Raw genomic sequence first — 25,010 nt, forward strand, 5'->3', positions numbered from 1 at the left:
TGACATTTTATCATCGGTGAAGTTTAAGTTTTTTTAGAAAATGCTTTAAAAACTATAGTTCTTTTACTCCCAATCGAAAGAGGGTCATCGGAATGTATACCGTTATAATCGTAGATGATGAGCTGTTTGTGCGAAAAGGGCTTCGCGGATTAATCGACTGGAGCGGCAACGGCTACGTCGTCATCGACGAGGCGGATAACGGGGATGACGCTTTGGACCTGATTCGGGATTGCAAGCCGGATCTGGTCATCACGGATATCCGCATGCCCGGCATGGACGGGATCGAGCTGATACAAGCCGCTTCGGAGCTTGCGCCGGATGTCGAATTCGTCATTATTAGCGGGTATAACGACTTTCGTTACGCCCAGCAGGCCATGCGTTTCGGGGTGACGGATTATGTCCTGAAGCCGATTGACCAGGAGGACATCGCCCAGGCTTTGGCCAAGCTTCGGGATAAATTGGCCGAAAAAAAGAAACGGCGGGAAGCAAGCAGGCTGGAGAGCGGCGAAAAACAAATCGAAGCGCTGATTCGCGGAGAATTAAAGGAGGACGGGCTGTCCGAGTGGGCCAAGCCGTGGCTGGAGGCGGGAGCTTCGGTCTACAACTATGCGCTGGTCGAGCTGAATGTCGCTCCTCCATGGAGCCGCGGGGAATTGCAGTCCAAAAACGAGTTAAGGGAGAAAATCCGCGAAGCGGTAAGGGCGGAAGCCCCGGCATTTGGCGCTCCTGTTCTGTACGAGCATCGAAAAAGCTACGGCTTTGTTGTTCCCGATGTGTACGAGAAGGGAGGCGACGAAAATTTGCGCCGGTTTCTGCAAGGTGTCCTTCAGCGCATCGAGGCTGGAACCGGCGTTGAGGTTTGCATCTATGCCGGCCATTCCGTGCAGTCGCTGGAGCAGCTCCAAGCCTCTTACGCAAGCGCAAAGGAAACCGTCGCTTACAAATTTCTGAAACCCGGCGAACCTGTGCTGCTTCATGCCGACATCGCGGGAACCCCGCTATATTACAAGCATTTGAGCCAAGAGGCGCAGCGAGGACTGACGGATGCGATGGAAAGGAACGACGGGGAGGCGATCCGTCAGGCAATTGTCATCATTATTGCCGAATTTCAGAGGGAGCGTTTTTCTCCGGAAGCGATCAAAACGGCTATCGTTCAATGTGTGCTGGAAACCGGCCGGTTGATTCGGGAGCTGCAGGGCGATGAAAAGGGACTCCGGCATATGGAGGTTATCATCAGCTGGCATGACCATAACATTACGTTGAACCAGCTTCGGACAATGCTGGAGGATTTTTCGTTTGAAGCCGCAGAGATGATCGGAGGTTTAACCCGCACGTCGGCTTTAGGCGTTATTTCTAAAGTCAAGCAATACATGGACGACCATTTTCATGAAAATATTAATCTCAAAAGCATATCCGCGCAGTTTTACATGAATGCGGCTTATTTGGGCCAGCTTTTTAAAAAAACGTATGACGTCTACTTCAATGACTACTTGCTGCAGCTGCGAATCGAAGAAGCCAAGCGGCTGCTGAGGCAAAGCGATTTGCGGGTTTACGAAATCGCCAGCCGCGTCGGCTTCAACAAGCCCGACTACTTCGTTACCCAATTCGAGAAGCTGGAAAACATGCCGCCTACCGAATATCGCAATCGCTGGAAATAATACGTCAGGTTCTGGAGGAAGACACATGAGCTGGTTAAAAAATATGAATTTGCGAGACAAAATGCTGGCGAATTATTTCTTTTGCGTGTTTGTGCCGATTTTGCTGATGAATGTTATTTTCTTCAACATTATTACAACGAATGTACGAGAGCAGAGAATACTGGATATTTCAAGGGCCGTAGAGCAGGTTGGCAACGATTTTCGATTGTGGATTGACGATGCGGTCAACCTGTCGTCCTTCTTTTATGCTGATTTTCGCACCAATGAAATTTTAGAGCGCGAATATGCTTACCCGGAGGAATATGTAGAGACGTACGATAATTATTTGAGGCAGCTTTTGAACAGCTACAATCCCGGTTCGGTTTCCTTCAAAAACATTACGATTTATTCGGATAACAAGACATTGCTGCATTCCGGCAATATCGGCTACTTATCCAATGAGATACGCGCTAAGCACTGGTATCAGGCGGCAATCGGACAATCACGCTCCGGTCCGCTTTTTATTCGTATAGCCGAAGGAAACGGGGATGAAAGCGACTTTTCGCTGCTGCGCAGGCTGGATTATTTTCCCGACCGGATGAACAAGGAAAAGCTGCTCAAAATTGATTTGAAAACAAGGGACCTGGATGAAATATTAGGCAATCTGAATGTGCCGGGCGATATTTACCTCGTTGATCCCGAAGGTTTTCTCCAATATGGAATTAGCCGTGAACCGGGCCATGACGGCAGCCAGCGAATCCGATTCGACGCTATCGAGTCCTCGCAGCAAATTCAATTTGAGAGCGTTTTTGATGATATTCGTTATTTGCGCGGCTGGAAGATCGTCGCCATGGTGGATAGAGCAGAAATTGCTAGCGAGGTATGGGAATCGCGCGATTTTATTCTTTGGTCCGCAGGCCTCATGCTGACGGTGCCAACTCTGATTATATTGCTAATGTCCCGATCCATTAACAGACGAATTATCAGAATATTAAAGCATATGAAAAAAGTAAAAAGCCAAAACTTTGAAATCATTCAGGACTCCGACTCGCGTGATGAAATCGGGCAGCTGACGCTGGAGTTCAACCGAATGACCCAACAAATCAAGTCGCTGATTCAGGATGTTTATATGGCTGACATCCAGAAGAAATCGCTGGAATTGGAGAGGCGCCAGGCTCAGCTTAACGCATTGCAAAGCCAGGTAAACCCTCATTTTCTCTTTAACGCGCTGGAGACCATCCGTATGCGGAGTTTGCTGAAGCAAGAGGAGGAAACGGCTCATATTATCCACAGCATGGCCAAAATTTTCCGCAGCTCGTTAACCTGGAGCAAGGACAGAATTACCGTTGATGAGGAGTTGGTCTTCATTCGCTGTTTCCTGGATATTCAGAAATACCGCTTTGAGGACAAGCTGGATTACAACATCGACGTATCCCCGGAGGCGCAGCGCTGCCTGCTTCCCAAAATGATTTTTTTACCCTTTGTAGAAAATGCATGCATTCATGGCATAGAACCGATGAAGCAAGGCGGGAGAATTGATATTTCGATAGAGGAAGATCATGGAGCGCTGATCTTTGAAATCAGGGACAACGGGATTGGCATGGCGGATGAAAAGGTTGCGGAGCTGCGGCATTACCTGATTTCGGATGAAATCATGGGGGAGAGAATCGGAATTCAAAACGTCGTATATCGCAGCAAGCTTATCTACGGGGACGGCTTCGCCTTTGATATACAAAGCAGTCCAGGGCATGGAACCTTTGTGCGATTGTCGATACCGTTTGAACAATGAGACCTATAATTTATAAAACAGAATCAATAATTTGGGCGGTAATCAAGCGGGGCAATCAATTCTATACTGGAGTTGCACGACCAACTTAGTTCGAGAGAGGGGTTAAAAGAGCAATGAAAATGAAAAAACGTTTGCTTCTCGGTCTGACGGCTGCTCTGCTGGTATCGCTTGTCGCCGCTTGTTCCGGCAATACGAACAAACCGGCCACAGGATCGACCAACAACGGCTCAGGCACACCGACATCGACAACACAAGAGAAAGTAACCTACACCATTTACAACGGCGTTGCCGGCACCAAGGACATCAACACCAATGAAACTACAATCGGCAAATTGCTTGAAGACCAAACCGGAGTAAACTTCAAGCTTGAGTTTCTGGTAGGCGATCTCAATACCAAAATCGGCACAATGATTGCATCCGGCAAATATCCTGAAGTTTTGATTCCGGACGCCGCGATGGAAGAGGTTTTAAATGCAGGCGCTTTCATTGAACTGGATAAATTAATTGATGAACATGGTCCAAATATTAAACGGGTCTACGGTCCTTATCTGGATCAAATGAGAGACAAAGACGGCAAGCTGTTCATTCTTCCGATTGCCGTTCAAGTCGGCGATTATGTTCCGGACCCCGAGCCAGGAGCGGCATTCTGGATTCAGCGGCGCGTTCTGGAAGAGGCAGGTTTCCCTAAAGTAAAAACCCTTGATCAATACATTGAGTTGATTACCAATTACGCTGAAAAGCACAAGGATGAAAATTTGACAGGCATGGTATCGCTGACGCATGACTGGAGATTTTTCGCAACCTCCAACCCGCCAATGCATTTGATGGGTTATCCAAACGAAGGCAACGTAATGGTTGACCTGAACAGCAATGAAGCCAAGACGTATGCTGCAACCGATGCGACCTACAAATGGTTGAAAACGCTTAACGAGCTGAATGCAAAAGGATTGTTCGACAAGTCTTCCTTTGTCGACAACTATGACCAATATATTGCCAAGTTGACCTCTCATAAAGTATTGGGCTTCTTCGACTACAGATGGCAGGTGCAGACAGGGCTGAACGTGCTGAGCGACGCTGCGCGCAAGGATCCTTCTCTGGACGCCTACAACTATTTCCCGCTGCCTGTAACGTTTGACGAGGGAACGCCTGATGCCTACATTGATCCGCAAGGCGGCCTTGTAACCAACCGCGGTATTGGCATTACAGTAAGCGCCAAGGACCCGGTTCGCATTATCAAATATTTTGACAACCTGTTGACCGAGGAAAATCAAACATTGACCTCATGGGGCATTCAAGGAGAAACCTTCGAAGTTGACGACAATGGCCGTTACTACCGTACGGCGGAGCAAATCGCCACAATCGATGAAAGCTTTAATGAAAAATTCGGCTTCAAACAATATAGCTGGAACTGGCCTAGCTACAATGCCAACTCCACGCTGGCTAACGGCAACGCCAAGGCTGTCCTTTATCAGCCAGAGGTATTCCAAATGAGACTGACGGACAGCGATAAGCAGTTCCTGGACAAATACGGCGCTAAAACCTACAGCGAAATGTTTGCAGAGCCTGTCTATCGTCCATGGTATCCGGCATGGGGCTTTGCCAAAGAGCAAAATTCTCCTGAGCAAATGTGGGAAACGAGCAAAGATGAGATGACGAAAAAGCATTATCCAAAATTGGTATTGGGCGCGCCGGATAAATTTGACGCTCTTTGGGAGGAATACCTGAAGGACTTCAACAAGCTTGATACGGCAGGCTACGAGAAGTGGACAACCGAGCAAGTTAAGATAAGAGTCGAAGACGCAAAATAAACAAAAAGGGATGCCAGGCCGGGAGCGCGGAATTATCCGCTCTCCCGCGAGGCTCCGCTGCGATTTCGCGATATGGCATCGGAAGGAGAATGCAAGATGGAGAACAATACTGCCCAGGCGGCAGTTGCAGCAGGAGCACAACGCAAGACGTCGCGCTTAGGAACGTTTGCGCTCAAGCTCAAGCAACAACGCGTTCTGGTGTTTATGTCGATCCCGTTTGTGATTTGGCTTTTCATTTTTAAATATGTCCCGATTTGGGGCTGGACCATTGCGTTTCAGGATTATAAGCCGGCTCTCGGCTTTTGGGATCAAACCTGGATTGGCTTTGAACATTTCAAATTTTTGTTTGGCGACGAAAGATTCCTTCGCGTATTGCGCAACACCCTTGTGATGAGCGGCATCAATCTGGTATTTGGCTTTCTTACGGCAATTACACTTGCGCTGCTTCTTAATGAAATTCGCAGGGTAGCGTTCAAGCGGGTTGTTCAGACCATCAGTTATTTGCCTCACTTTATTTCCTGGGTCGTAGCGGCAAGCATTATTCAGACAACCTTATCGCCGGATGGCATTATTAATCAGATGCTGGTCTGGTTTGGTTTTATCGATAAAGGGAATGAAATATTGTTTTTAGGCATTCCGCATCAGTTCTGGACTATTTTTGGCGCCAGCTCGATCTGGAAGGATCTTGGCTGGAATACCATCGTTTATTTGGCCGCGATGACGACCATCGACCCAGCCCAATATGAGGCGGCGGAAATAGATGGCGCAGGCAGATTCAAAAAGATGTTTTATATTACCCTTCCAGGGATCAAAGCGGTTGTTATCGTTTTGCTTATCATGAATATCGGCTATTTGATGGAATCGGGATTTGAGCCGCAATATTTGCTTGGCAATGGCCTTAACGTGGACTATTCCGAGAACATTGATATATTTGTTTTGAAATACGGCATTGCGCAAAGCAACTTCTCGCTTTCCATTGCGGCGGGCATGTTCAAAACGATCGTCAGCTTTATTCTGTTGTTTGCCGCCAATAATCTGGCGAAAAGAATGGGCGAATCCAGGTTATTCTAGAGGGAGGGTGCAGGGAAATGGCTTCAGGCAGCGTCAACGCATCTAAAAGATATCGAATTAAAAAGTCGACGGGCGACCAAATATTTGATATTTGCAACTACGCATTTATGATTGTGCTAATGATTGTAACCTTGTATCCGTTTCTGAATGTGCTTGCGGTTTCATTCAATCAGGCGCAGGATACGATCAAAGGCGGGATTTATCTTGTTCCCCGCATATGGACGCTGGATAATTACGCCTACATTTTTAGAGAGGCCACCATTTTTCATGCGTCATTCATTTCAGTGTTGCGGACCGTCATCGGGACTGTATTGACCGTATTTTGCTCGGCGATGGTGGCGTATACGCTGACCAAACAAGAGTACGTATTGCGTAAATTTGTAACGATTGCTTTTATATTGACCATGTATTTTAACGGCGGACTTATTCCAACCTACTTGCTGATGCGCGATCTGGATTTGATCGGAAGCTTCTGGGTCTACATCTGGCCAGGGTTGATTGGCGTATTTAATCTAATTATTATCCGCTCCTTTATTGAAGGCTTGCCGGAAAGCATTCTGGAATCGGGAAAAATTGATGGAGCAGGGGAATTCCGTACTTTTGTCAGCATCGTACTGCCCCTTACGACTCCCGTGCTTGCGACGGTGGCGCTTTTCTCCGGGGTTTATCAATGGAATCAGTGGTTTGACGTATTCCTGTACAATTCCTCTGATATTGATTTAAGCACGCTGCAATATGAGCTGCAGAAAATTTTGCAAAATTCCAATACAACAAACAGCGCAGGCTCCATATCCGGCATGATTAGCGGTATGAGCGGCGGCACACAAAGCTCAGTGACGCCACTGTCCGTGCGCGCTACCATGACGATTGTGGCTTCCGTGCCGATTATTATGGTTTATCCGTTCCTGCAAAAGTATTTTGTAAAAGGCATGATGGTTGGCGGGGTTAAGGGGTAATGAAGAGGATTTCCGAAAACTCAAGTGGAACGAATAAATATTCAGCAGAGAGGAACGGACGGGAAATGGTGTCTTGAGGGCAGGATCAAACAAAAGCGGACAAAAAGGTTTGAAGCTTCCAAGACACCCTTTTCCGGGAGGGAACGGTTTTGCTGAATAATGATTCACCGTATCAGACTTTTCTGACAACCCCGTGCGGGGAACAATCTTTTAAAGCAATGGCGCTTTTTCCACAGGATGGGAGGGGCGCTGTTTGCCTTTTTGGCGAACGAATGTGCAGAACAGGGCCAATATAAGGTGTAAACAGCAAAATCTGTTCTATGCGGAATATGCGAACAGCCCCGGGAGGTGACAGGTTGAGCGAACCAAACGCCAAAGTGCATAAAGTGCTGGCAGGCGATCATGCAGCGTTTTCGGAGCTGTACAACGAGACCATCCATTCGGTTTACCGGATGTTGTATTTCCTAACCGAAAGCAAGGCGGATTTGGATGATATCGTGCAGGACGTTTATGTGGAATTGTACAGGAGCCTGCCCCGATTTGATTCTTCCCGTTCCCTTCAGTCATGGCTGTACGGAATTGCAATCCGCCAGCACCAGTCCTATCGCAGAAAAAAGTGGAGGCAGGCACGCAAGGAGCACAAGGAAAGGCAGCTTCAGAACGCTATGGTCGAATTTGATTTTTCCAATGCCGTTGTTGAGAAGTTGTCGGCCAATGCCGCGATTACGGAGGTTGAGGGCTTGTCCTACAAGCTGAAGCAGGTCGTTATCTTGCGCTACCTGAATGATTTGTCGCAGGAGGAAATTGCGGAAATTGCCGGTATCCCGTTGGGTACGGTCAAGTCGAGATTGAATCTGGCCTTGAGAAAGCTAAGAACGACGATAGGGAGGAATGTGGAATGATCGATCAAGATCGCGACTTGACCATTCTGGCGGCTTTACGTAATCAGGCGGCTGAAATCGAACCTCCCGGGGAGCTGAAGAACAAAATATTCAAGGAGCTGGAGCTTTGGAGCGACGGAGGCGGCTTCCTGGGCAAGGTGACGGTAGCTATGCTGAAGCCGGATGATCCCTTCGACCAGCTCGTCGGCGGATTGCCGCCGGGATCAGGGATTGCCATCTATAGTCTGGCGGACAACCCCGACCGGACGGTCAGCAATCAGACGAATTATGGTCTTGTGCGCTGGAGCGGCGGACTGGAGGCGCTTCTGAAGGAAATGCAGCCTTATGCCATTAAACGGCCACAGAACGAGGTCATTAAGGAAATATATGCGATGTATGGCTTTGGTTCACTGGCTGAAAGCGAAATTGCAGCTATGCGCAAGGAGGCGGAAAAAAGCGGAAAAACGGTTGTCCGGCCGCTGCCGCCAAGCGGAAAAATGGTTGGCTTCAAGCTGGTTTGCGAGGATGATGGGGCCCGTTGGGAGCAGCATGTGCTGACCACGACCAAAAATCGGGTTCATGTACCCGATATTTCCTCGCATGAGGTGGAGCTAACCCGCGTTGGCGGTCATAAGGCTGTTTATTTGGGTGATGCGTTCAACCGTCAGCTTCTGTGGATAGAGGAAGCAGACGGTCAAAGGCTACAGTATGAAATCCGAACCGGCGACTTCGACAAGGGACAGGTTATGGAATTGGCGCTTGGCATTACTAAAAAAAATACGGGAGATGATTAAGAATGGGTGCGCAATTGAAGCCGTCCTTTGAAATTGAAGTGGTTAACAGGGAGTTTAAGCTTGTTGGAATGTCTGTCACCGGAAATTATCCGGATTCATTGCCGGAAATCGCGATCAATGTTCAAAGAGCATTTTGGGAAAGAAGAAAAGAAATAAAACATGCAGCGGATTATGAAACGTTGTTTAGTCCGGGAATGTGTAATGGTATTCTTGCTACCTATTTGGCTTGTGTCGAGGTTACCGAAATCGATCTTGTCCCGGATGGAATGATTGGCTTTGTGCTTCCGGCTACAGAATATGTAAAAGTGTTATGTACAAATAAGACGATTGGAGAAGGCTACAATAAGCTTTTTGAATGGATGAAACAAAATAAATATGTGCATAAATGGTATGATGCGTGTCAAGTCGAAATCTTTTATATCGATGAGGAAGCAGATGAAGAACCCGTCGAAATACTCATTCCAATAAGCAAGCAAACATAATCGAAAGCTGCACATATTGCGGAGCGGCAGAATTTCTGTAAAGCGTATTTTGTTTTTGATTCATGCCAGGCCGGCATTTCATAGCAAATGACATGTGAACACCTATAATCAGACGGGCGCTGATTAAGGTGTTCTTATTTTATAATAGCGATGAACAGAGGAATACGCAGCAGACAACAAGCCAAGCAGAGGAGGCTTCACGGTGGTTGATCGACAAAAAGGAGCCGGGGGGTTCGTCCCAATGGGGAGGGGACTTGCGGCGCGGGTTGGCGTATTTGCCCTGGCGGTTCTGCTGCTGGGCGGCTGCGCCTTGGGAAATGGCAAACCCGCCGAACTGGCAGCGCCGTTATTCCAGCCCCTTGAGGAAAAGGCGGAGACTTCATCCGCGACAAGGGGAACAATCGAAACCCGGCTGCGCGGCAGCGCAAGCTTTGTGCCGGCCCGAGTGACTCAACTGGCCTTTGGCGATACGGGCGGGGTCGTTAAAGCCTTTTATGCCGAAATCGGCAAAAAAGTGGAAAGCGGAGAAGCGATGGCGGAGCTGGACACGGGAGCGTTGGAAGAGAGGATTCAGCTGCAAAAGCTAAATGTAGAGAGAGCTACCCTTCTTTATAAAGAAGCCATTGGCCGGGATGGCGACGAGGTTGCGCTGCTATCGAGGAAGTTGGATCTGGAAAGGGAGTCGGCGGCGCTGCGCACGCTGGAGAATACATTGCTGAATTCCGGAATAACCGCGCCTTTCGAAGGCATTGTCACCTTTGCTGAAAAGCTGGAAGCCGGCAGCACGGTTCAGCCCTATCAAATCGTTGCGTCCGTGGCCGATCCCTCAAGCCTGCAACTTGTGTACACCGCTAAGCAGCCCGCTGAATTGCTTGGCATTGTGACGGGCATGCCGGTTGAGGTGACCTACAAGGGAGCGATCTACGAAGGAACGGTTGTACAGGCACCCTCCGCTTTGCCGCTGCGGGCCGATCCTCGCAAAAGGCTCTATCATGCAACCCGGATCGTTATTGGTTTAGACCAGCTTCCCCCGGATGTTGTCGTCGGTCACAGCGCGGACATCGCGATTACACTCCAGCAAAGGGAAAACGTCATTATTGTACCGCGCAATGCTGTATATTCCCTTGCCAGCGGGAGCTACGTGCAGATTCTGGAGCAAGGAAAACGTCTGGTGCGGGATGTCGAGACAGGCCTTGTATCCGGCGGGGACATTGAAATCGTCGAGGGCGTTGAGGAAGGCCAGCAGGTTGTTGTGAACCCGTAGGCTGCTGAGCTGGTTGATACCTGAAGCTTACAATGGCGGGGCTGGCCCCGAACAGTAGCAAACTTCAGTTGTTCGCGCATCGATGGGGAGGAGGGGGTTATCATTTCGGAAACGCTATTGAAGGCCGTTGGCATCCGGCGGGTATTCGGCAAAGGCCAAACAGCCGTGACAGCGCTTGCAGACATTCATTTGCTTGTAAAGACCGGGACGCTTGTTGCGCTCAAGGGACGTTCGGGATCGGGAAAAACGACGCTGCTTAACATCCTTGGAGCGTTGGATGAGCCAACCGGGGGACAGGTTTTTTTGCAAAATAGAGAAATAACGGGATTGTCGCCCCTAGAGAGAAGCCGGCTGCGGCGAAAAGAGCTGGGACTTGTATTCCAATCCTTTGGCTTGATTCCCCTGATGTCCGCTTATGAAAATGTGGAATACGGATTGCGTATCGCGGGAACGCCCTCCGGCGGCAACCGCGAAGCGGCGATTGAGGCGCTGGAGAAGGTTGGCATGAAAGATCGAATGAAGCATCGCCCCATGGAACTATCCGGCGGGGAGCAGCAGCGCGTAGCCATTGCGCGCGCGATCGCGCACAAACCGACTTTGCTGATTGCAGATGAGCCAACCGCCGAACTTGACAGCAGAATGGGTTTTCAGGTAATGAAAGTATTTCGGGAGCTGGTGCAGAAAGCCGGCATGACGATTGTGATGACAACGCATGATCCCGGCATTATGGAGCTTGCCGACTATGTTGTGGCATTGGAGGATGGACGTATTGTTACGCAAAACCAACCAGCGGACGTTTAGCCGGCCAAGCTTTGCAAAGCTGGCTGCAATATGGATTGTTGCAAGTGTAGTCCTTTCGGGGTGCTCCCTTCTTCCGATGGAAGAAGAAAGCATGCAGCCGCCTCTTATTCAGCCGATGGAGGAGGAACTGAATCTGGTGCAGGCGGTCAAGGGAAATATCCAGACGTATCTCAAGGGAACGGCCCGTTTTGTATCCGCAGCCACCGAGGAGGTTTCATTCAAGGAATCCGGAGGAAGAGTGAGGTCGGTCAATGTTGCGGTAGGAGACCGCGTCAAAGCGGGTGATGTGCTTGTCGAGCTGGAAAGCGGGGATTTGGACCTACAGCTTCGGCTTCAGAAAATGAATGTGGAAAAAGGCTGGCTGCTGTATACGCAATCAAAATCGGCTGACGCCTCCGCTACGGATTTGCGGCTGCGTGAGATCGAGCTTGAGCGGGAGGTGCTGCTGCTGGAGTCCATGGAGAGCCGCATGGAGCATTCCAGGCTATACGCTCCCATCGATGGCATCGTTACGTTTGCGGAAACCTTGCAGGCTGGCGATACTGTTAGCGCTCATCAATCGGTTATGACAATTGCCGATCCCGCGCGCATCGAGTTGATCTATACGGCGGGAAGCTCCAAGGATCTGATGATGGTGGAAGCCGGCATGCCGGTTCAGTTGAGATACAAGGGCAAGGACTATGGCGGTACGGTGCTGCAAACGCCGGCGAATGCCCCGCTGACGGCGGATGAAATTCAGGCGGAGCGCAATGCCGTCATGTTAATCGTCGGAATGGAGAAGCAGCCGGAGGATGTCCAGATCGGGCACAGCGCGGAAATGACCATCGAGCTGCAAAATCGCGCCGACGTTATTCTGCTGCCCCGTTCCGCCGTGCGTTCCTATATGGGGCGCAGCTATGTGCAAATCGCCGACGGCAGCCAGCGCAAGGAGATAGATATCGAGGTTGGCTTGACAACGGCGACCGAAGCAGAGATTGTCCGTGGACTGGAGGAGGGGCAGATGGTGATCGTCAACCACTAAATCCATTACGGTATGCCCGGCAGGGACGAAAAACAAATGAGGTGTGCGTATGGCCTTGTGGACCATGATCCTTCGCAAGATGGCCAGCAACAAGTGGCTGCAATTAAATCTATGGTTAGGGCTTACGATATGCGTGGCGCTGTTCAGCTCGATGCCGCTTTATTCCGAAGCGATTCTTCAGCGGACGCTGCAAAAGGAGCTTCAAAGGCTGCAAAGCGAAAGTTCCGTGTACCCGGGCTTTGTCCGGGCGGCAACAACGATTTCTTCAACCAAAAGCGTAGAGGATACGGCGGAAGCGATTGCCCGCGCCGACCGTTACGTCGAGGGACTCTCCGCCCGTGCGGGATTGGATCAACTGTCCTCATACCGGCAGAGGTTCACGCCAAAAATGAAAGTGTACGGCGCTGACGCCGGAGAAGCGGAGAGACAGGTGCAAAAAACAGCGGGCGCGTTTAAGTCGCTGTCCGAAATGGAGTCCAGGGTGTCGCTGATCGAAGGCCGAATGCCCGTGGACCGGAGCGACGGCATTTTTGAGGCGCTGGTGACGCAAAAGTTTCTGTTTGCCGCAAAACGGGGATTGGGCGAGGAGCTTGTGGCGGAATCGACAGAGCAGGATGGCTCCGTATTTAGAGTTATTCCCGTGGGCATTATCGAAACCAATCCTGCGGCCGACCCGTACCTTCCCTTTTTAACAACGGAATCGTCGGATGGCTTTATCGTGCCCTTCCAGCAGTTTGAACGGGAATTTGTGCAGGGCGGAAAAGCCCGTATTGCGGAACTGGAATGGCGCGTCGCCCTGGATTACAGCGGGTTGAATCTGGAGAACATGGAGTCGTTTACGACAGCGAGCACGGAGCTTCGCCGTTATTTCCGGGGGAGATTGGGAGCCGAAGAAGTTAATGTTCCGGCAATTCAAACCATTGCCTCTTATGAGGGCAAGCGGGAGAAGCTGGATTTGATGATGCTTTCCCTTTATTCGCCGGTCATGCTGATGCTTGCCTTTTATTTGTACATGACGGCCAACCTGATTATCGAACGCCAGAAGACGGAAATTGCCGTGCTTCGCAGCCGGGGCGCAAGCCGCCTGCAAATAATGACGGCTTATACATTCGAAAGTCTTCTGCTGGGTGGAGCCGCATTGGCCGCGGGGCCTTTTCTGGGCGTAGCCATTACGAAGGTGCTGGGCGCATCCAGCGGTTTTCTCGAATTCGTGCAGAGATCGGCCCTTCAAGTGGCTCTAAGCGGCATTGCCTACAAAATAGCCGCCATTGCGGTTGGCGCGGCGATCATCCTGATTTTGATTCCGGCTTTTGCAGCCACGAGAACCAGCATTGTTGCGCGAAAGCAGGCGACGGCCCGGCTTGCCGGAATGTCGTTTTGGCATAAAACGGGAGTGGATATAGCGCTGATTGCGCTATCCCTTTATTTGCTGCACAACTTCAACAAAAGGCAGGAGGATTTGAAACGTCTGGCCATTGATTCCGATGCGCTTCAAATTGATCCTATGTTATTCCTGCTGCCGGCCTTGTTCGCGCTTGGCTGCGGCCTGCTGGCCCTCCGGCTTTATCCGTGGCTGATCAGGCTGGTGTTCCGGGCAGGTCAGCGCTGGTGGCCGCCATCCATGTACGGAACGCTGGTGCAGGTCAGCCGGTCCTCCGGGCAATACCTGACGATTATGGTTTTCCTCATTATGACGGTTGCCACGGGCATTTTCAGCGCAAGCTCGGCCAGAACGATCAATGATAATTTGGAGGGCAAAATCAGGTACGGCGTGGGGGCGGATATGGCGCTGACGACCCGCTGGAAAAGCGATGCCCCGATTCCGGTCATGTCGGGCGGCGCCCCACAGCAGCTTCAGGGGGACAGCAGTGCAACAACCACGCGCCGCGTGCAATACACGGAGCCGCCATTTGCCCCATTCCAGGAGCTGGAGGGGGTGGAAGCAGCAGCCAAGGTGTTCAAGAAAGAGGATGCCCGTTTTAGCGCTCCCGGCAGCGGCCAGGCAGGCAGAACAACCCTGATGGGCATTCATACGCTGGATTTTGGCAACACGGTATGGATGAAAGATTCCTTGCTGGAACACCCCATCAACAGCTATTTGAATGTGATGGCGCCGGACCCTCGGGCTGTGCTGGTGTCCCGTTCGATTGCGGAGGAGGCCAAGCTGAAGCCGGGTGATCCCCTGCGGATATCTTGGGACGGCGTGGAGCAAACAGCCTTTACGGTTTATGGAATCATCGACTATTGGCCAAGCTGGAATCCGCTTCCGGATGGTCCCGTGCAGGAGGACGGAAAAGCTGCGGCTCCGCGTCTTGTCGTAGGCCATCTGGCGACCATTCAGAACCGCCTGGCCGTAGAGCCTTACGAGGTATGGCTGAAGCTGGAGGAGGGCGTATCCAGCAGCGATATTTACAGTCAGCTTGCGGAACGAAAGGTGCCCGTTACCGGGCTGCAGGATGCGCAGCAGGACTTAAGCCAATCACGAAACGACCCGTTCCGCATGGCGATTAACGGCGTCATGACGCTTGGATTTGTGATTTCTATGGCGATCTGCTTTTTTGGCTTTTTGCTGTTCTGGATTTTGACCTTGTCGGGAAGAACGCTTCAATACGGGGTGCTGCGGGCGATGGGCCTGCCGTTTCCGCAGCTTTTTGGCATGCTGGCGGCGGAGCAGCTATTGACCTCCGGAGCGGCGGTGTTGATGGGCGTTTTGATCGGCAATCTTGTCAGCGAGCGGTTTGTGCCCCTGTTTGAAATGTCGTTTGCCACCGCGGAGCAGGTGCCGCCTTTCGAGGTGGTGTACCGGGCCGCCGATTATATTCAGCTATACGGCATTGTTGGTTCGACGCTTGGCGTGGGGCTTCTCCTGCTTGGTTATCGTCTGTCACGCATCCGGATCGCATCGGCGTTAAAGCTGGGAGAGGAGTAAATCATGATTCATTGCGAAGGGCTTGTCAAAATTTATAAGACGGCGGATCTGGAAGTGGTGGCGTTGCAAGGGCTGGACTTGACCGTGGAGGACGGCGAGCTGATGGCCATTATCGGAAATTCCGGAAGCGGCAAATCAACCTTGCTCAATATGCTTGGCGGCCTGGATAAACCTTCGGCAGGCAAATTGAAGGTAGGCGGACGGGATTTGCTGACCTTTCGGGAACGCGAACTCGTCGCCTACAAGAGGGAGCTGGTTGGTTTTGTTTGGCAAAATAATGCCCGCAACCTGATTCCGTATTTGACCGCGATGGAAAATGTCGAGCTTCCCATGCTGCTGCACGGAAAACGGCGGCGGGAACGGGCAAAGGAGCTGCTGGAGGCGGTTGGGCTGGGCGGCAAAATGCGGAACCGGCTCAGCGAGCTTTCCGGCGGGGAGCAGCAGCGCGTGGCGATTGCCATCGCGCTGTCCAACCGGCCGCGTCTTCTGCTTGCTGATGAACCGACGGGTTCGCTGGACTCCAGAACCTCGGAGCAGGTGCTGGATCTGTTCCGGGAGCTGAACCGGACAACGGGCATTACGATTGTTATTGTGACGCATGATCCGTTGCTGGCGCGCAAAGTAGATCGCGTCGTGCAAATCCGCGACGGAAAAACATCGGCGGAAATACTCCGCAAGGGACCAGGAAGCGCGGAGAAAAGCGGGCCGGAGCGGGATACCGCTGAGCAAGAAGAGGATAGCCACATCGAATATGCGGTGCTGGACAAGGCGGGCCGCCTGCAAATACCCGCTGGTTATTTGGAGGATGGGGGCTTTCATCAGAGCAACAAAGTACGGGTGGAGGTCGAGGACGGAAAAATCATCCTGTATCCCCCGGATCAGGACTCGGCATGAATTGACTGAATGGCAGCGCATATATGGACACAAGAGTTGGCCCGGACTCCAAAATGGGTTGCCAAAAAAAACGTGCGCCGCTGTAGGCAGCGCACGGGTGTTCAAGAGGAGATCCTTGAATTACGGATTAACCTTGCCAATTCCGGCATATTGCATGACCAGTTGTTTCACCTGATTGGTGGGCGTCAGCGTGTAACTGTAAGCCGGCGTATAGCTGACCGTCGAGCTCGTTGGCATACTGCCGCTGCTGTTGATGTACTGGTTGCCCGAGACGTGCCAGAAGCCAATCCCGCTGCTGTACCAGGAGCCAAGCGGGTTGACGGAGTTCTCGAACACGTTGTTTTCGACTCTCAGGCGAGCGCCCATGCGGGAGTTGATGCCGCTCTCAAGGACGTTTTCAAAATAATTGTTGTACAAATGTCCCTCGCCGTAGCGGAAGCTGGGAACGCGGGAATTCAGATTGCTGAACCAGTTGTGGTGGAAGGTGATATTGCGTTGTGCGTTGTCGCTGTCGGAGGAGCCCATAAGCATTGATTTCCAGGCATCGTGCACATAGTTCCATGAAAAGGTGATATTGAAGGCATTCTTTTTGACGTCGAACAATCCATCATAGTAATCTTTATCCACATTAAGGCTGTGATGCAACTCGTTATGATCAATCCAAATATTACTGGACGGTCCTTCGATGCTGATGGCGTCTTTGTCGCCGATGGCTACTTCGTGTATCTTTACATTGCGGATGATGATATTGTTTGCCCGCCAAATCTTGATGCCGATGCCGCGGAACACGCCATTTGTGCCAACGCCAAGGATCGAAACATTGGAAACGTCCTTAATGTCGATTTTGGTAGCGCTGGTGTTGGCCGGCGTAATCGTCCCGTTGACGTAAATTTTTAGAGGAGTGCCGGCCGGCTTGCTGGAGAGTGCTTGCAAAAGTTGGTTGCCCGTGCTGACCGTAACGGTGGTGCCGCCTTCGCCGCCGGTGGTGCCGCCGCCGAACGTGGCAAAGCCCTTCATCGAAAAATCAGGCGTGCTGGCGTTGGCGATAACCGCGTCCGCTTGAAGCGACGGAGAGGCCGCGGCAGGAACAATCGCCACAAGAGATGATACCATTGCAATGATCAGCCCAAAAGATAAGCTTTTCCGCATGAATACACATCCTTTTCCTATTAATTTTGGTAACGCTTACAACTTGATCCTCCCCTGGTGTGCGTCATGGTGTACGACCTCAATGCTGCTGCATGGGCATTCCCCCCTCCACACTGAAAAGGTAGCATGAGGGGGGGATAACGCCAATAATCACTTCAATAGAACAAGCTCTAATCGCCTTTCGGGGGGATGTGCGATGTCGGTAAAAGCGATAGGCCGAACGAACCTGAGCTAATGATTATTGAGGTAACTTCAGTAGTGAATTATTATGAAAACGCTTGCAAATTATATTAATGGAAAGGATGATGGAAACCTTGAGAAGACAAACCTGGTGGAAATCGGCGTTGAAATTGGGGCTGGCGTCGTTGGTTTTCCTGACTGCATTGCCGCTTGCGGCCGCCGAGGTCGCAGAGCTTGAAGCGGAGTCGGGCGCCGGCGCAGAGTCGGCGTCGGCGGCCTGGCAATTCAGCGCCTTTGGCGCCAATACGAGCAGCAGCCGCAACCCGGCGCCTGCCGTGGAGGCTTCGGACGCGCTTGTTCTGTCGGCGACAGGAGGGAAGATTGCCTCCGGCGACGAGGGGCTTTCCTTTTATTTTCAGGAAATACCCCACGAAGCGAGCTATGACCTGCAAGCGCGGGTTGTCGTCCGCAGCTTCAATCAGACGACCGCAATCAGCACGCCCAATCAGAAGTCATTTGGCTTGATGGTGCGCGAGTCGGTAGGAGAGGACGGCGATGCCTCGACGCAGACGTCGGACTATGTTGCCGTGGGGGCGCTGGACACCGTCATAAAGGTCTTCTCAAAGCAGCAAGGGACGCAGACCAAGCTGCCCGCCTTTGCAAATACTGCCGCGCCGAGCCAGGGCCAGGCTTATGAATTGCGTCTTCGCAAGTCGGGCGAGATGATCGAGCTTAGCGTGAACGGACAACGCGAGACCATCGCCTGGAGTCGTTCGTCGCAAGCTCCGGTGTATGGGGGGTTATATGTGGCGCGTGATGCCGAGATTGTTTTCGAGAGCTATGCGCTGACCGTGGATTCCCGCATTGTTGACGGGTTGCAGACGGATGCTTCAGGCATGAAGACCGTCTACCGCGTTGGCGAGGAGTTGGACTTGCACGGCCTGCAAGTGAAGGCCAGCTTTGCGGACGGGAGCGAGCAATTGCTGACTGCGGCGGATTTCTTCGTTACCGGTTTTGACAGCAGCCAGCTTGGCGCGCAAACGTTGGCCGTCCACTATTTGGGACAAAAGGCCGTACTGCAAATTACGGTTACGGAGCTGGCGATGTCGGCGCTGCGGATCAAGTATTATCCGGCCAAGCTAACCTATTATTCAGGAGATCGGCTTGATTTGCAAGGCTTGGTCGTCGAAGCAAGCTATGATAACAGCGAGCGGGTGGAGGAACTGAACGAGGCGGACTATATCGTTAATGTAGACGGGCAACCTGTTGTCGAGGGCGGGCAGCTGCCCCGGCTCGACGAGCCCGGCGAAGCGACAGTAACGCTGACCTCGCGCGTCGCGCCGACGGTGAGCGCCGCGTTCGCCGTGACGGTCAAGGCGGCGGACATCGTCCGGCTGGAAATCCGGCAGGAGCCGCTCAAGACCCGTTATTACCTTGGCGAGACACTGCAGCTGGACGGACTTGTACTGTACGCGATGTACAGCGACGGCAGCGGCGTACGTCTGCTGGCGGACGAATATGAGGTGTCGCCGCTGGCTACGGATACGCCTGGCGTGAAGCAGCTCGACTTTTCGCATAAAGGGCAGCTCATCTCGCTTGCCGTCACGGTGCAGGAGAGAACGCTGGAGGGGCTGACTGTGACAGTTTATCCAAAGACGACCTACCTCGTTGGAGAAGCGTTTGATGCGAGCGGACTGGAGGTGTCGAAGCGCTACGACAACGGCGATCTTGAACCGTATGCGGCCTACACGGTTGACGCTTCGGCAATGGACAGCTTGCATCCGGGGTTGTATGAGGCGACGATTGTTGCGGAGGAGAGCGGGTTGTCTCCGATTACGCTGCCAATCACAGTGCGGGCGCCAGTGGAGCGGGAGTGGCAGTCAATCAGGTTCGGGCAATCCAGCTCTTCGGCGAACAACCGCGTTGAGCTGTTGGATGATGGCACGATCCGGCTGATCGCGCTGGAGGGCGGCGGCAAGGTTACGAGCGATCATGACGGCATCGCTTATTATTACACGGCGCTTGATGCCGTAGAGGACAACTTTACGCTGTCTGCGAATATCACCGTAAATGCTTATGCCAAGCAGCCTCATGACGGGCAGGAGGCTTTTGGCATCATGGCCAGAGATGTCATTGGCGCGCCGAATACGAGCAGCGTCTTTGCCTCCAACATCGCCGCCGTAGGCGGCTACAGCGGCGGCACCCGCTTGACCAATGGCACGCAACTGTTCATCCGCACGGGTGTCGAGTCTCCCGACGGCGCGGGCAGTCAGGGAATAAGGGCAATCATGTTGCAGGAGCAGCTGCCCGGCCCGGATAACACGCATCCGGCAACGACGTACCGCTTGACGCTGGCCAAAACGAACAGCGGCTTCCTCGGTCAGCTTAATGACGGCGCAGAAGCGATCTTCTTCGAGCCGGACATCCTGCTGTCGCAGGATGGCGAAAGTATGTATGTCGGCTTTTTCGCGGCGCGGCTGGCGACGATAGAGGTGAGCGGTATCGACCTGCAAGTAAGCGCGGCGGCGACCGATCCGCCGCAACGGCTGCCCGAGCCGGAGCCAGTCGTTCCCGAGCTGGAGATTCTTTCGCGGGAGCAGACGTCCGAGAGCGACTACCGGCTCATTTTGCGGGCTAATGTTGGCGGCGTAGTGACGGTCAGGCAGGGGGTGGAGTCGATTGCCGAAGATGTGGAGCTGACTGCCGGCGAGCGACTGGAGATTCCGGCTGTGCTGACGGAGCAGCTGTCATCGAGCTTCAGCGTCAGCTTCTTGCCGGACGACACGCAGCGGCTGACCCATTATGATCGCATCGTCCGCAATCTGCTGGTGGAGAGGAAGAGCTACCGGGACGGTGAGGATATTTATGTCGCGCCGGAGGGCATGCCGTCTGGGGACGGCAGCATTGAGCGGCCGCTTGATCTGGATACGGCGGTAGCCTTCGTCATGCCGGGGCAGCGAATCGTCGTTCGGGAGGGACAGTATGTCCGCAACTCCAGTCTGCAAATCGCCAGGTACAATGATGGCCGCGAAGGCGCGCCCAAGACGATAATCGCCGAGCCGGGGGCACGTCCGGTCATTGATTTCAATCGTCGCTCGGAGGGTGTCGTCCTCAGCGGAAATCATTGGCATATCTCAGGGCTTGACTTCGCCCGATCAGCCGGAAATACAAAAGGATTCACGATTGGCGGCAGTTACAACATTGTCGAGAACAGCCGCTTTTACGAGAATGGAGATACGGGGTTGCAGATCAGCCGGACGGATGTCACGGAGCAAGATCCGGCGAACTGGCCTTCCTATAACCTGATACTGAACAGCACCTCCTTTGACAATCGCGATCCGTCCGACAACAACGCTGATGGCTTTGCGGCGAAGTTGACCTCGGGCGCGGGGAATGTATTCCGCGGTTGCATCGCGCACCATAATATCGACGACGGCTGGGATTTGTACACCAAAGCAGGCACCGGAGCGATTGGTTCTGTGTTGATCGAGGACAGCATTGCTTATGGCAACGGCTTCCTTACAGACGGCACGGTTGGCGCGGGGGACAAAAACGGCTTCAAGCTTGGCGGCGAAGGCATCCATGTCCCGCATCTGATTACGGGCAGCATGGCATTTGGCAACGGCGCCTATGGCTTCACAAGCAACAGCAATCCGGGCGTGATTCTTAAGGACAACATCGCCTTTGACAATGCTCGGGCCAATCTCAGCTTGACGACCTATCCAAACATCCCGACAGACTTTACGCTGGAGGGGTTCGTCTCCTTCCAGCAGGCAAACCTGCCAAAGGATGTCTACCCGGCAGAGCTGGCGTCGGCGCTTAATTATCTGTTCGACGGAACGGCCTCTATGAACAGCGAGGGCGTGTCTCTGACGGCAGCCAACTTCGCCAGTCTGGAGCCGGTCGCGACGTATGAACGCGAGGCTGACGGAACGATTATATGGGGAGATTTTCTGCGTTTCCTGGCACCGCAGCCGCCGGAAGAGCCGGGCGTCCCCGGCTGGGGCGGGTATGTGCCGCCTGTCACGGAAGTGCCGGAGGTTGACGCAGCAGAGACCGAGCCTGCGGAGGAGACCGATACGAATGGTGAGGTGCGGGGGGCGTTTTTCGAGGATGTACCTGCCGGGCACTGGGCCTACGAGGCGATTAGGCGGTTGACCGAGCAAGACATCATCAAGGGGATGGCTCCGGATCGCTTCGAGCCGTCCGGAAAAATACGACGGGCAGACTTCACTCTGCTGCTGATGCGGGCACTGGGGCCGGGCATGACAGAAGGTCCCGACAGGAAAGAGCCGTTCAGCGACAGCGAATCCGGAGCCTATTATTATGATGCCTTGCAGCTTGCCCGCGATTACGGCATTGTCCAAGGCGATGAGAACGGCCGATTCCGCCCTCATGACATCATCAGCCGACAGGATATGATGGTGATGCTTGGCAGGGCGCTGCGCGCAGCAGGTTATGTCGAGTCGTTTGAGGCAGCGAACATCGAGCAGCTCGTTCGGTTTGCAGACCGACAGTCGATTGCCGGATATGCCGAGCGGGACATTGCATGGCTCTTTGCAAACGGTCTGGTAGAGGGCGATCCGCAGGGCCGGCTTGCCCCGCGCCAGGGAGCTTCGCGCGCGGAGGCCGCAACCTTGATCGACCGGGCACTTAGGATTGTGCCGCTGCCGTAACCGGGCGCTGCTGTAATTGCCGAAGGCGTGCTTATTGGGCCCAAAAAACGCTATAATTGAACGATTAAAGCATACATCAAAGCAAGCCCCAAGAATGTGGATAACTCGCCATTCCTGGGGCTTGCTTTTCCTGGTATCAGGCAGTAATGGAACGCATTTTCCGGTACGCATTGGCGCTGACGCCTGTATAGGATTTAAACTTTTTATAAAACCAGTCAATTTCAATGTAGCCGACTTTGTTAGCGATTTCATAAATTTTAAGGCCGGTGTGCTCAAGCAGGAACTTGGCTTTTTCCATACGTTGTTGAAGCAGGTATTCGTTAAAGGTCATGTTTTCGTGATATTTGAATTTTTGGCCCAGATAGGAGCAGTTAAAATGCATGTTTGTTGAGATTTCCTTCAAGGTAATGGCTTGATCCAAACTATCTTCGACGTATGCCTTAACCTTATCGATGACATGCGCATCCCGCAGTCTGGCATCCGGAGCGTGTTCTGCGGCTTCTCCTCCCGTTTCGTCTCCCGGCCTGGTTTGGTAAAGGCTGTCCCCATGACTGGACGCTCCGGCGGTCGTGATTTCTTCCCCCATCATTTCGCGCAAGCTTCGCAGACTATCCGTCACTTCCTCCAGCGTAAACGGCGCAGGCAAATAATCGCTGACCCCGTAATGCATCGCTTCGCGGGCAGAATGGAAATCCATCCGGCCGCCAATGAGAACAAGCGGTATCCTCCTGCATATTTCTCTTATCCGTTCGCAAAGGCGAATGCCTTCCGCGTGGGCATCGCGAATATGAATGACAACCAGCGAAAAACGCTCCCTGGCAAACAGGGAAACGGCATCCCCCAGTGACTTTGCAACTCCCCCCAGTGTGTAGCCTAGTCTTCTCCAATCCAGCCAATGAGTCTGATTAGCGATGGAATGAGGACTCAAGTCAACCAACATTACTTTATGCAACATGCTCCCCCCCATTTTTTTGTCTGCGGCGCCGCCGCTGTTCATCAAAAAAAAAGGATACGCTTACATTATGGGAAAGGCGCATCAGGTTCTCAATGTGCTTTTTTTTGGATTGCCACCATTCCTTTACCTTTTCACTGTACGCGCGTACTTTTCTTTGAAAGCGTTTTTAAAAACCTATAATCAGACGGGTTTCAATCTCTTTATCGGCAGGTTGTTGCCTCAAAATGTAAGCGCTACACTTTTGATGTGTTCAACATTTACTGAGGGGGATTACGAATGCGGATTACCAAAATGATGGTGCTGCTGTGCGCGTTTGTGCTTGTACTGGCAGCCTGCAGCGGCAACGCTCCAAGCAACAATCCGGGAAATGCCGGCAATGGAGCAAGCAACAATTCCGGCAACGGAGCCGAGGCGACGCCTAGCAGCGAGCCGGAAGAAATTGATGATGTTGAAGGCACGCCGGAGATGGATTTTGACCTGGGCGGCAAAACGATCAAAATTGTTTCCTGGTGGAACATGGAAATCGGAGAAAACAATCCGGATGACATTCAGAAAAAGAAAAATCTTGAAGCTCTGATGGAAAAGCATAATTTCAAAGTGGAATACGTAGCGATCGATTTCGGCGAATACCGGGATAAAGTGACTGCGTCTCTGCTCGCCGGAGAGCCGGTTGGCGACATCGTTCGTCTGGGCAAAAACTACACCGTTCCAACACTGGTGAAGCAGGACTTGCTCTGGCCGATCGACGAGTATACAAAAAACTCGCGCGCGTTCTCCCAAGATACAACGGCCCATTTTCAATATGAGGGAAGAGGCTATGGCTTTTCCGAAACGCGCGGCAATCTGATTATGGGCATCTTCTACAACCGGACTCTGATGAATCAGCTTGGCCTCAAACCGCTTCAGGAGTATGTCAACGAGGACAACTGGAACTGGGATACGTTCATCCAGGTTGCCAAAGAAGCCAACAAAGATACCAATAACGATGGAAAGCTGGATACTTGGGGCTTAGCCAACCCGGGCCTGCTCATCCAGTCCTTGTTCTCCAACAATACATCGCTGACAAAAGGCGACAAGCAAAACCTGGAGGATCCGGCAACGGTAGAATCGCTTAACTTTGTATCCCGTCTGGCGACGGAGCAGGTAGCCCGTCCGACGGAAGGAGGAGACTGGACGGAGCCTTCCCAGTTTTTCCGTCAAGGCAACACGCTGATGTATGCGGGAGCCAACTACGAAATTAGCGGCATGCAGACGGATATGCCGGATTACGATATCGGCTTTGTGCCATTCCCGAAAGGGCCTAACGCAACGACCTATCATTCTGTAGAGGCTGATTTCCAGGCGCTTGCGATTCCAAAATCGGTGAGCAACCCTGAGCAGCTGATGTACATCTGGGAAAAAATCAACGATATCGATTCGGTCTACGATTATCCGAACCAGGCTGGTCTGGAGACAGCATTTTCGAATGAGGACGATATCGCCAATGCGCGCGCGGTCGAAGAGCATTTGATCGTGCTTGACCACGGCACCTTCCCGAATCTGGATTACTGGGGCTTCAATGGAGAGCTCGTAAACGGCACGTCGGTATCCACCGTCATCGAGACCTACAAAACAGCCTTCCAGGCCGCGATCGACGAAGTATACGGCCAATAACGAATTGTCCAGCAGTCCCCTTTTGGACCAGGGGCGTGTTTGCTAAACCGCCCTATCTAATCGGGGACTG

General features: G+C 52.4%; 17 protein-coding genes. 15 read left to right on the top strand and 2 right to left on the bottom strand.

Annotated features, from left to right (window positions below):
• Window positions 1–92: 92 nt before the first annotated feature.
• The 13 genes from ACX93W_RS20615 (at window position 93) to ACX93W_RS20675 (ending at window position 16,327) form a co-directional block, all read left to right on the top strand.
• Window positions 93–1,658, top strand: coding sequence for a response regulator transcription factor (locus ACX93W_RS20615; protein WP_459394248.1), 1,566 nt, complete (start codon window positions 93–95; stop codon window positions 1,656–1,658).
• Window positions 1,659–1,683: 25 nt separating this feature from the next.
• Window positions 1,684–3,426, top strand: coding sequence for a sensor histidine kinase (locus ACX93W_RS20620; protein ID WP_459394249.1), 1,743 nt, complete (start codon window positions 1,684–1,686; stop codon window positions 3,424–3,426).
• A gap of 113 nt (window positions 3,427–3,539) precedes the next feature.
• Window positions 3,540–5,234, top strand: coding sequence for a type 2 periplasmic-binding domain-containing protein (locus ACX93W_RS20625; RefSeq protein WP_459394250.1), 1,695 nt, complete (start codon window positions 3,540–3,542; stop codon window positions 5,232–5,234).
• A gap of 96 nt (window positions 5,235–5,330) precedes the next feature.
• A complete protein-coding gene (locus ACX93W_RS20630) occupies window positions 5,331–6,305 on the top strand; it encodes an ABC transporter permease (RefSeq protein WP_459394251.1) in 975 nt (324 codons plus the stop codon).
• 17 nt (window positions 6,306–6,322) lie between these two features.
• The gene (locus ACX93W_RS20635) at window positions 6,323–7,261 is read left to right on the top strand and encodes a carbohydrate ABC transporter permease (protein ID WP_459394252.1); all 939 of its coding nucleotides are present in this window, start codon (window positions 6,323–6,325) and stop codon (window positions 7,259–7,261) included.
• A gap of 356 nt (window positions 7,262–7,617) precedes the next feature.
• Window positions 7,618–8,163, top strand: coding sequence for a sigma-70 family RNA polymerase sigma factor (locus ACX93W_RS20640; protein WP_459394253.1), 546 nt, complete (start codon window positions 7,618–7,620; stop codon window positions 8,161–8,163).
• On the top strand, window positions 8,160–8,936 hold the full coding sequence (locus tag ACX93W_RS20645; protein ID WP_459394254.1) for a hypothetical protein: 777 nt from the start codon (window positions 8,160–8,162) through the stop codon (window positions 8,934–8,936). Before ACX93W_RS20640 ends, ACX93W_RS20645 begins: the two co-directional genes overlap by 4 nt.
• A 2-nt stretch (window positions 8,937–8,938) precedes the next feature.
• Window positions 8,939–9,418: a GyrI-like domain-containing protein gene (locus ACX93W_RS20650; RefSeq protein WP_459394255.1), complete on the top strand. Its 480-nt coding sequence runs from the start codon at window positions 8,939–8,941 to the stop codon at window positions 9,416–9,418.
• A 202-nt stretch (window positions 9,419–9,620) separates the two neighbouring features.
• On the top strand, window positions 9,621–10,682 hold the full coding sequence (locus tag ACX93W_RS20655) for an efflux RND transporter periplasmic adaptor subunit (RefSeq protein WP_459394256.1): 1,062 nt from the start codon (window positions 9,621–9,623) through the stop codon (window positions 10,680–10,682).
• 117 nt (window positions 10,683–10,799) lie between these two features.
• Window positions 10,800–11,483: an ABC transporter ATP-binding protein gene (locus tag ACX93W_RS20660; protein WP_459394257.1), complete on the top strand. Its 684-nt coding sequence runs from the start codon at window positions 10,800–10,802 to the stop codon at window positions 11,481–11,483.
• A complete protein-coding gene (locus ACX93W_RS20665) occupies window positions 11,452–12,504 on the top strand; it encodes an efflux RND transporter periplasmic adaptor subunit (protein ID WP_459394258.1) in 1,053 nt (350 codons plus the stop codon). Before ACX93W_RS20660 ends, ACX93W_RS20665 begins: the two co-directional genes overlap by 32 nt.
• A 49-nt stretch (window positions 12,505–12,553) precedes the next feature.
• Window positions 12,554–15,433 (top strand): ABC transporter permease, encoded by a 2,880-nt coding sequence (locus tag ACX93W_RS20670; protein WP_459394259.1) that lies wholly within the window; start codon window positions 12,554–12,556, stop codon window positions 15,431–15,433.
• A gap of 3 nt (window positions 15,434–15,436) precedes the next feature.
• On the top strand, window positions 15,437–16,327 hold the full coding sequence (locus ACX93W_RS20675) for an ABC transporter ATP-binding protein (protein WP_459394260.1): 891 nt from the start codon (window positions 15,437–15,439) through the stop codon (window positions 16,325–16,327).
• Window positions 16,328–16,447: 120 nt separating this feature from the next.
• On the opposite strand, the gene ACX93W_RS20680 is transcribed toward ACX93W_RS20675, so the two are convergent.
• Window positions 16,448–17,476 carry a pectate lyase family protein gene (locus tag ACX93W_RS20680; RefSeq protein ID WP_459394261.1) on the bottom strand — a complete coding sequence of 343 codons (1,029 nt, stop codon included), beginning with the start codon at window positions 17,474–17,476 and terminating at the stop codon, window positions 16,448–16,450.
• A gap of 314 nt (window positions 17,477–17,790) precedes the next feature.
• On the opposite strand from ACX93W_RS20680, the gene ACX93W_RS20685 reads away from it, so the two are divergent.
• Complete coding sequence (locus ACX93W_RS20685) at window positions 17,791–22,332, top strand: bacterial Ig-like domain-containing protein (RefSeq protein WP_459394262.1); 4,542 nt, start codon at window positions 17,791–17,793, stop codon at window positions 22,330–22,332.
• A gap of 136 nt (window positions 22,333–22,468) precedes the next feature.
• On the opposite strand, the gene ACX93W_RS20690 is transcribed toward ACX93W_RS20685, so the two are convergent.
• The gene (locus ACX93W_RS20690; protein WP_459394263.1) at window positions 22,469–23,287 is read right to left on the bottom strand and encodes a helix-turn-helix transcriptional regulator; all 819 of its coding nucleotides are present in this window, start codon (window positions 23,285–23,287) and stop codon (window positions 22,469–22,471) included.
• Window positions 23,288–23,563: 276 nt separating this feature from the next.
• On the opposite strand from ACX93W_RS20690, the gene ACX93W_RS20695 reads away from it, so the two are divergent.
• Window positions 23,564–24,940, top strand: coding sequence for an ABC transporter substrate-binding protein (locus tag ACX93W_RS20695; protein ID WP_459394264.1), 1,377 nt, complete (start codon window positions 23,564–23,566; stop codon window positions 24,938–24,940).
• Window positions 24,941–25,010: the final 70 nt, after the last annotated feature.

The organism is Paenibacillus sp. CAU 1782, assembly GCF_054551715.1.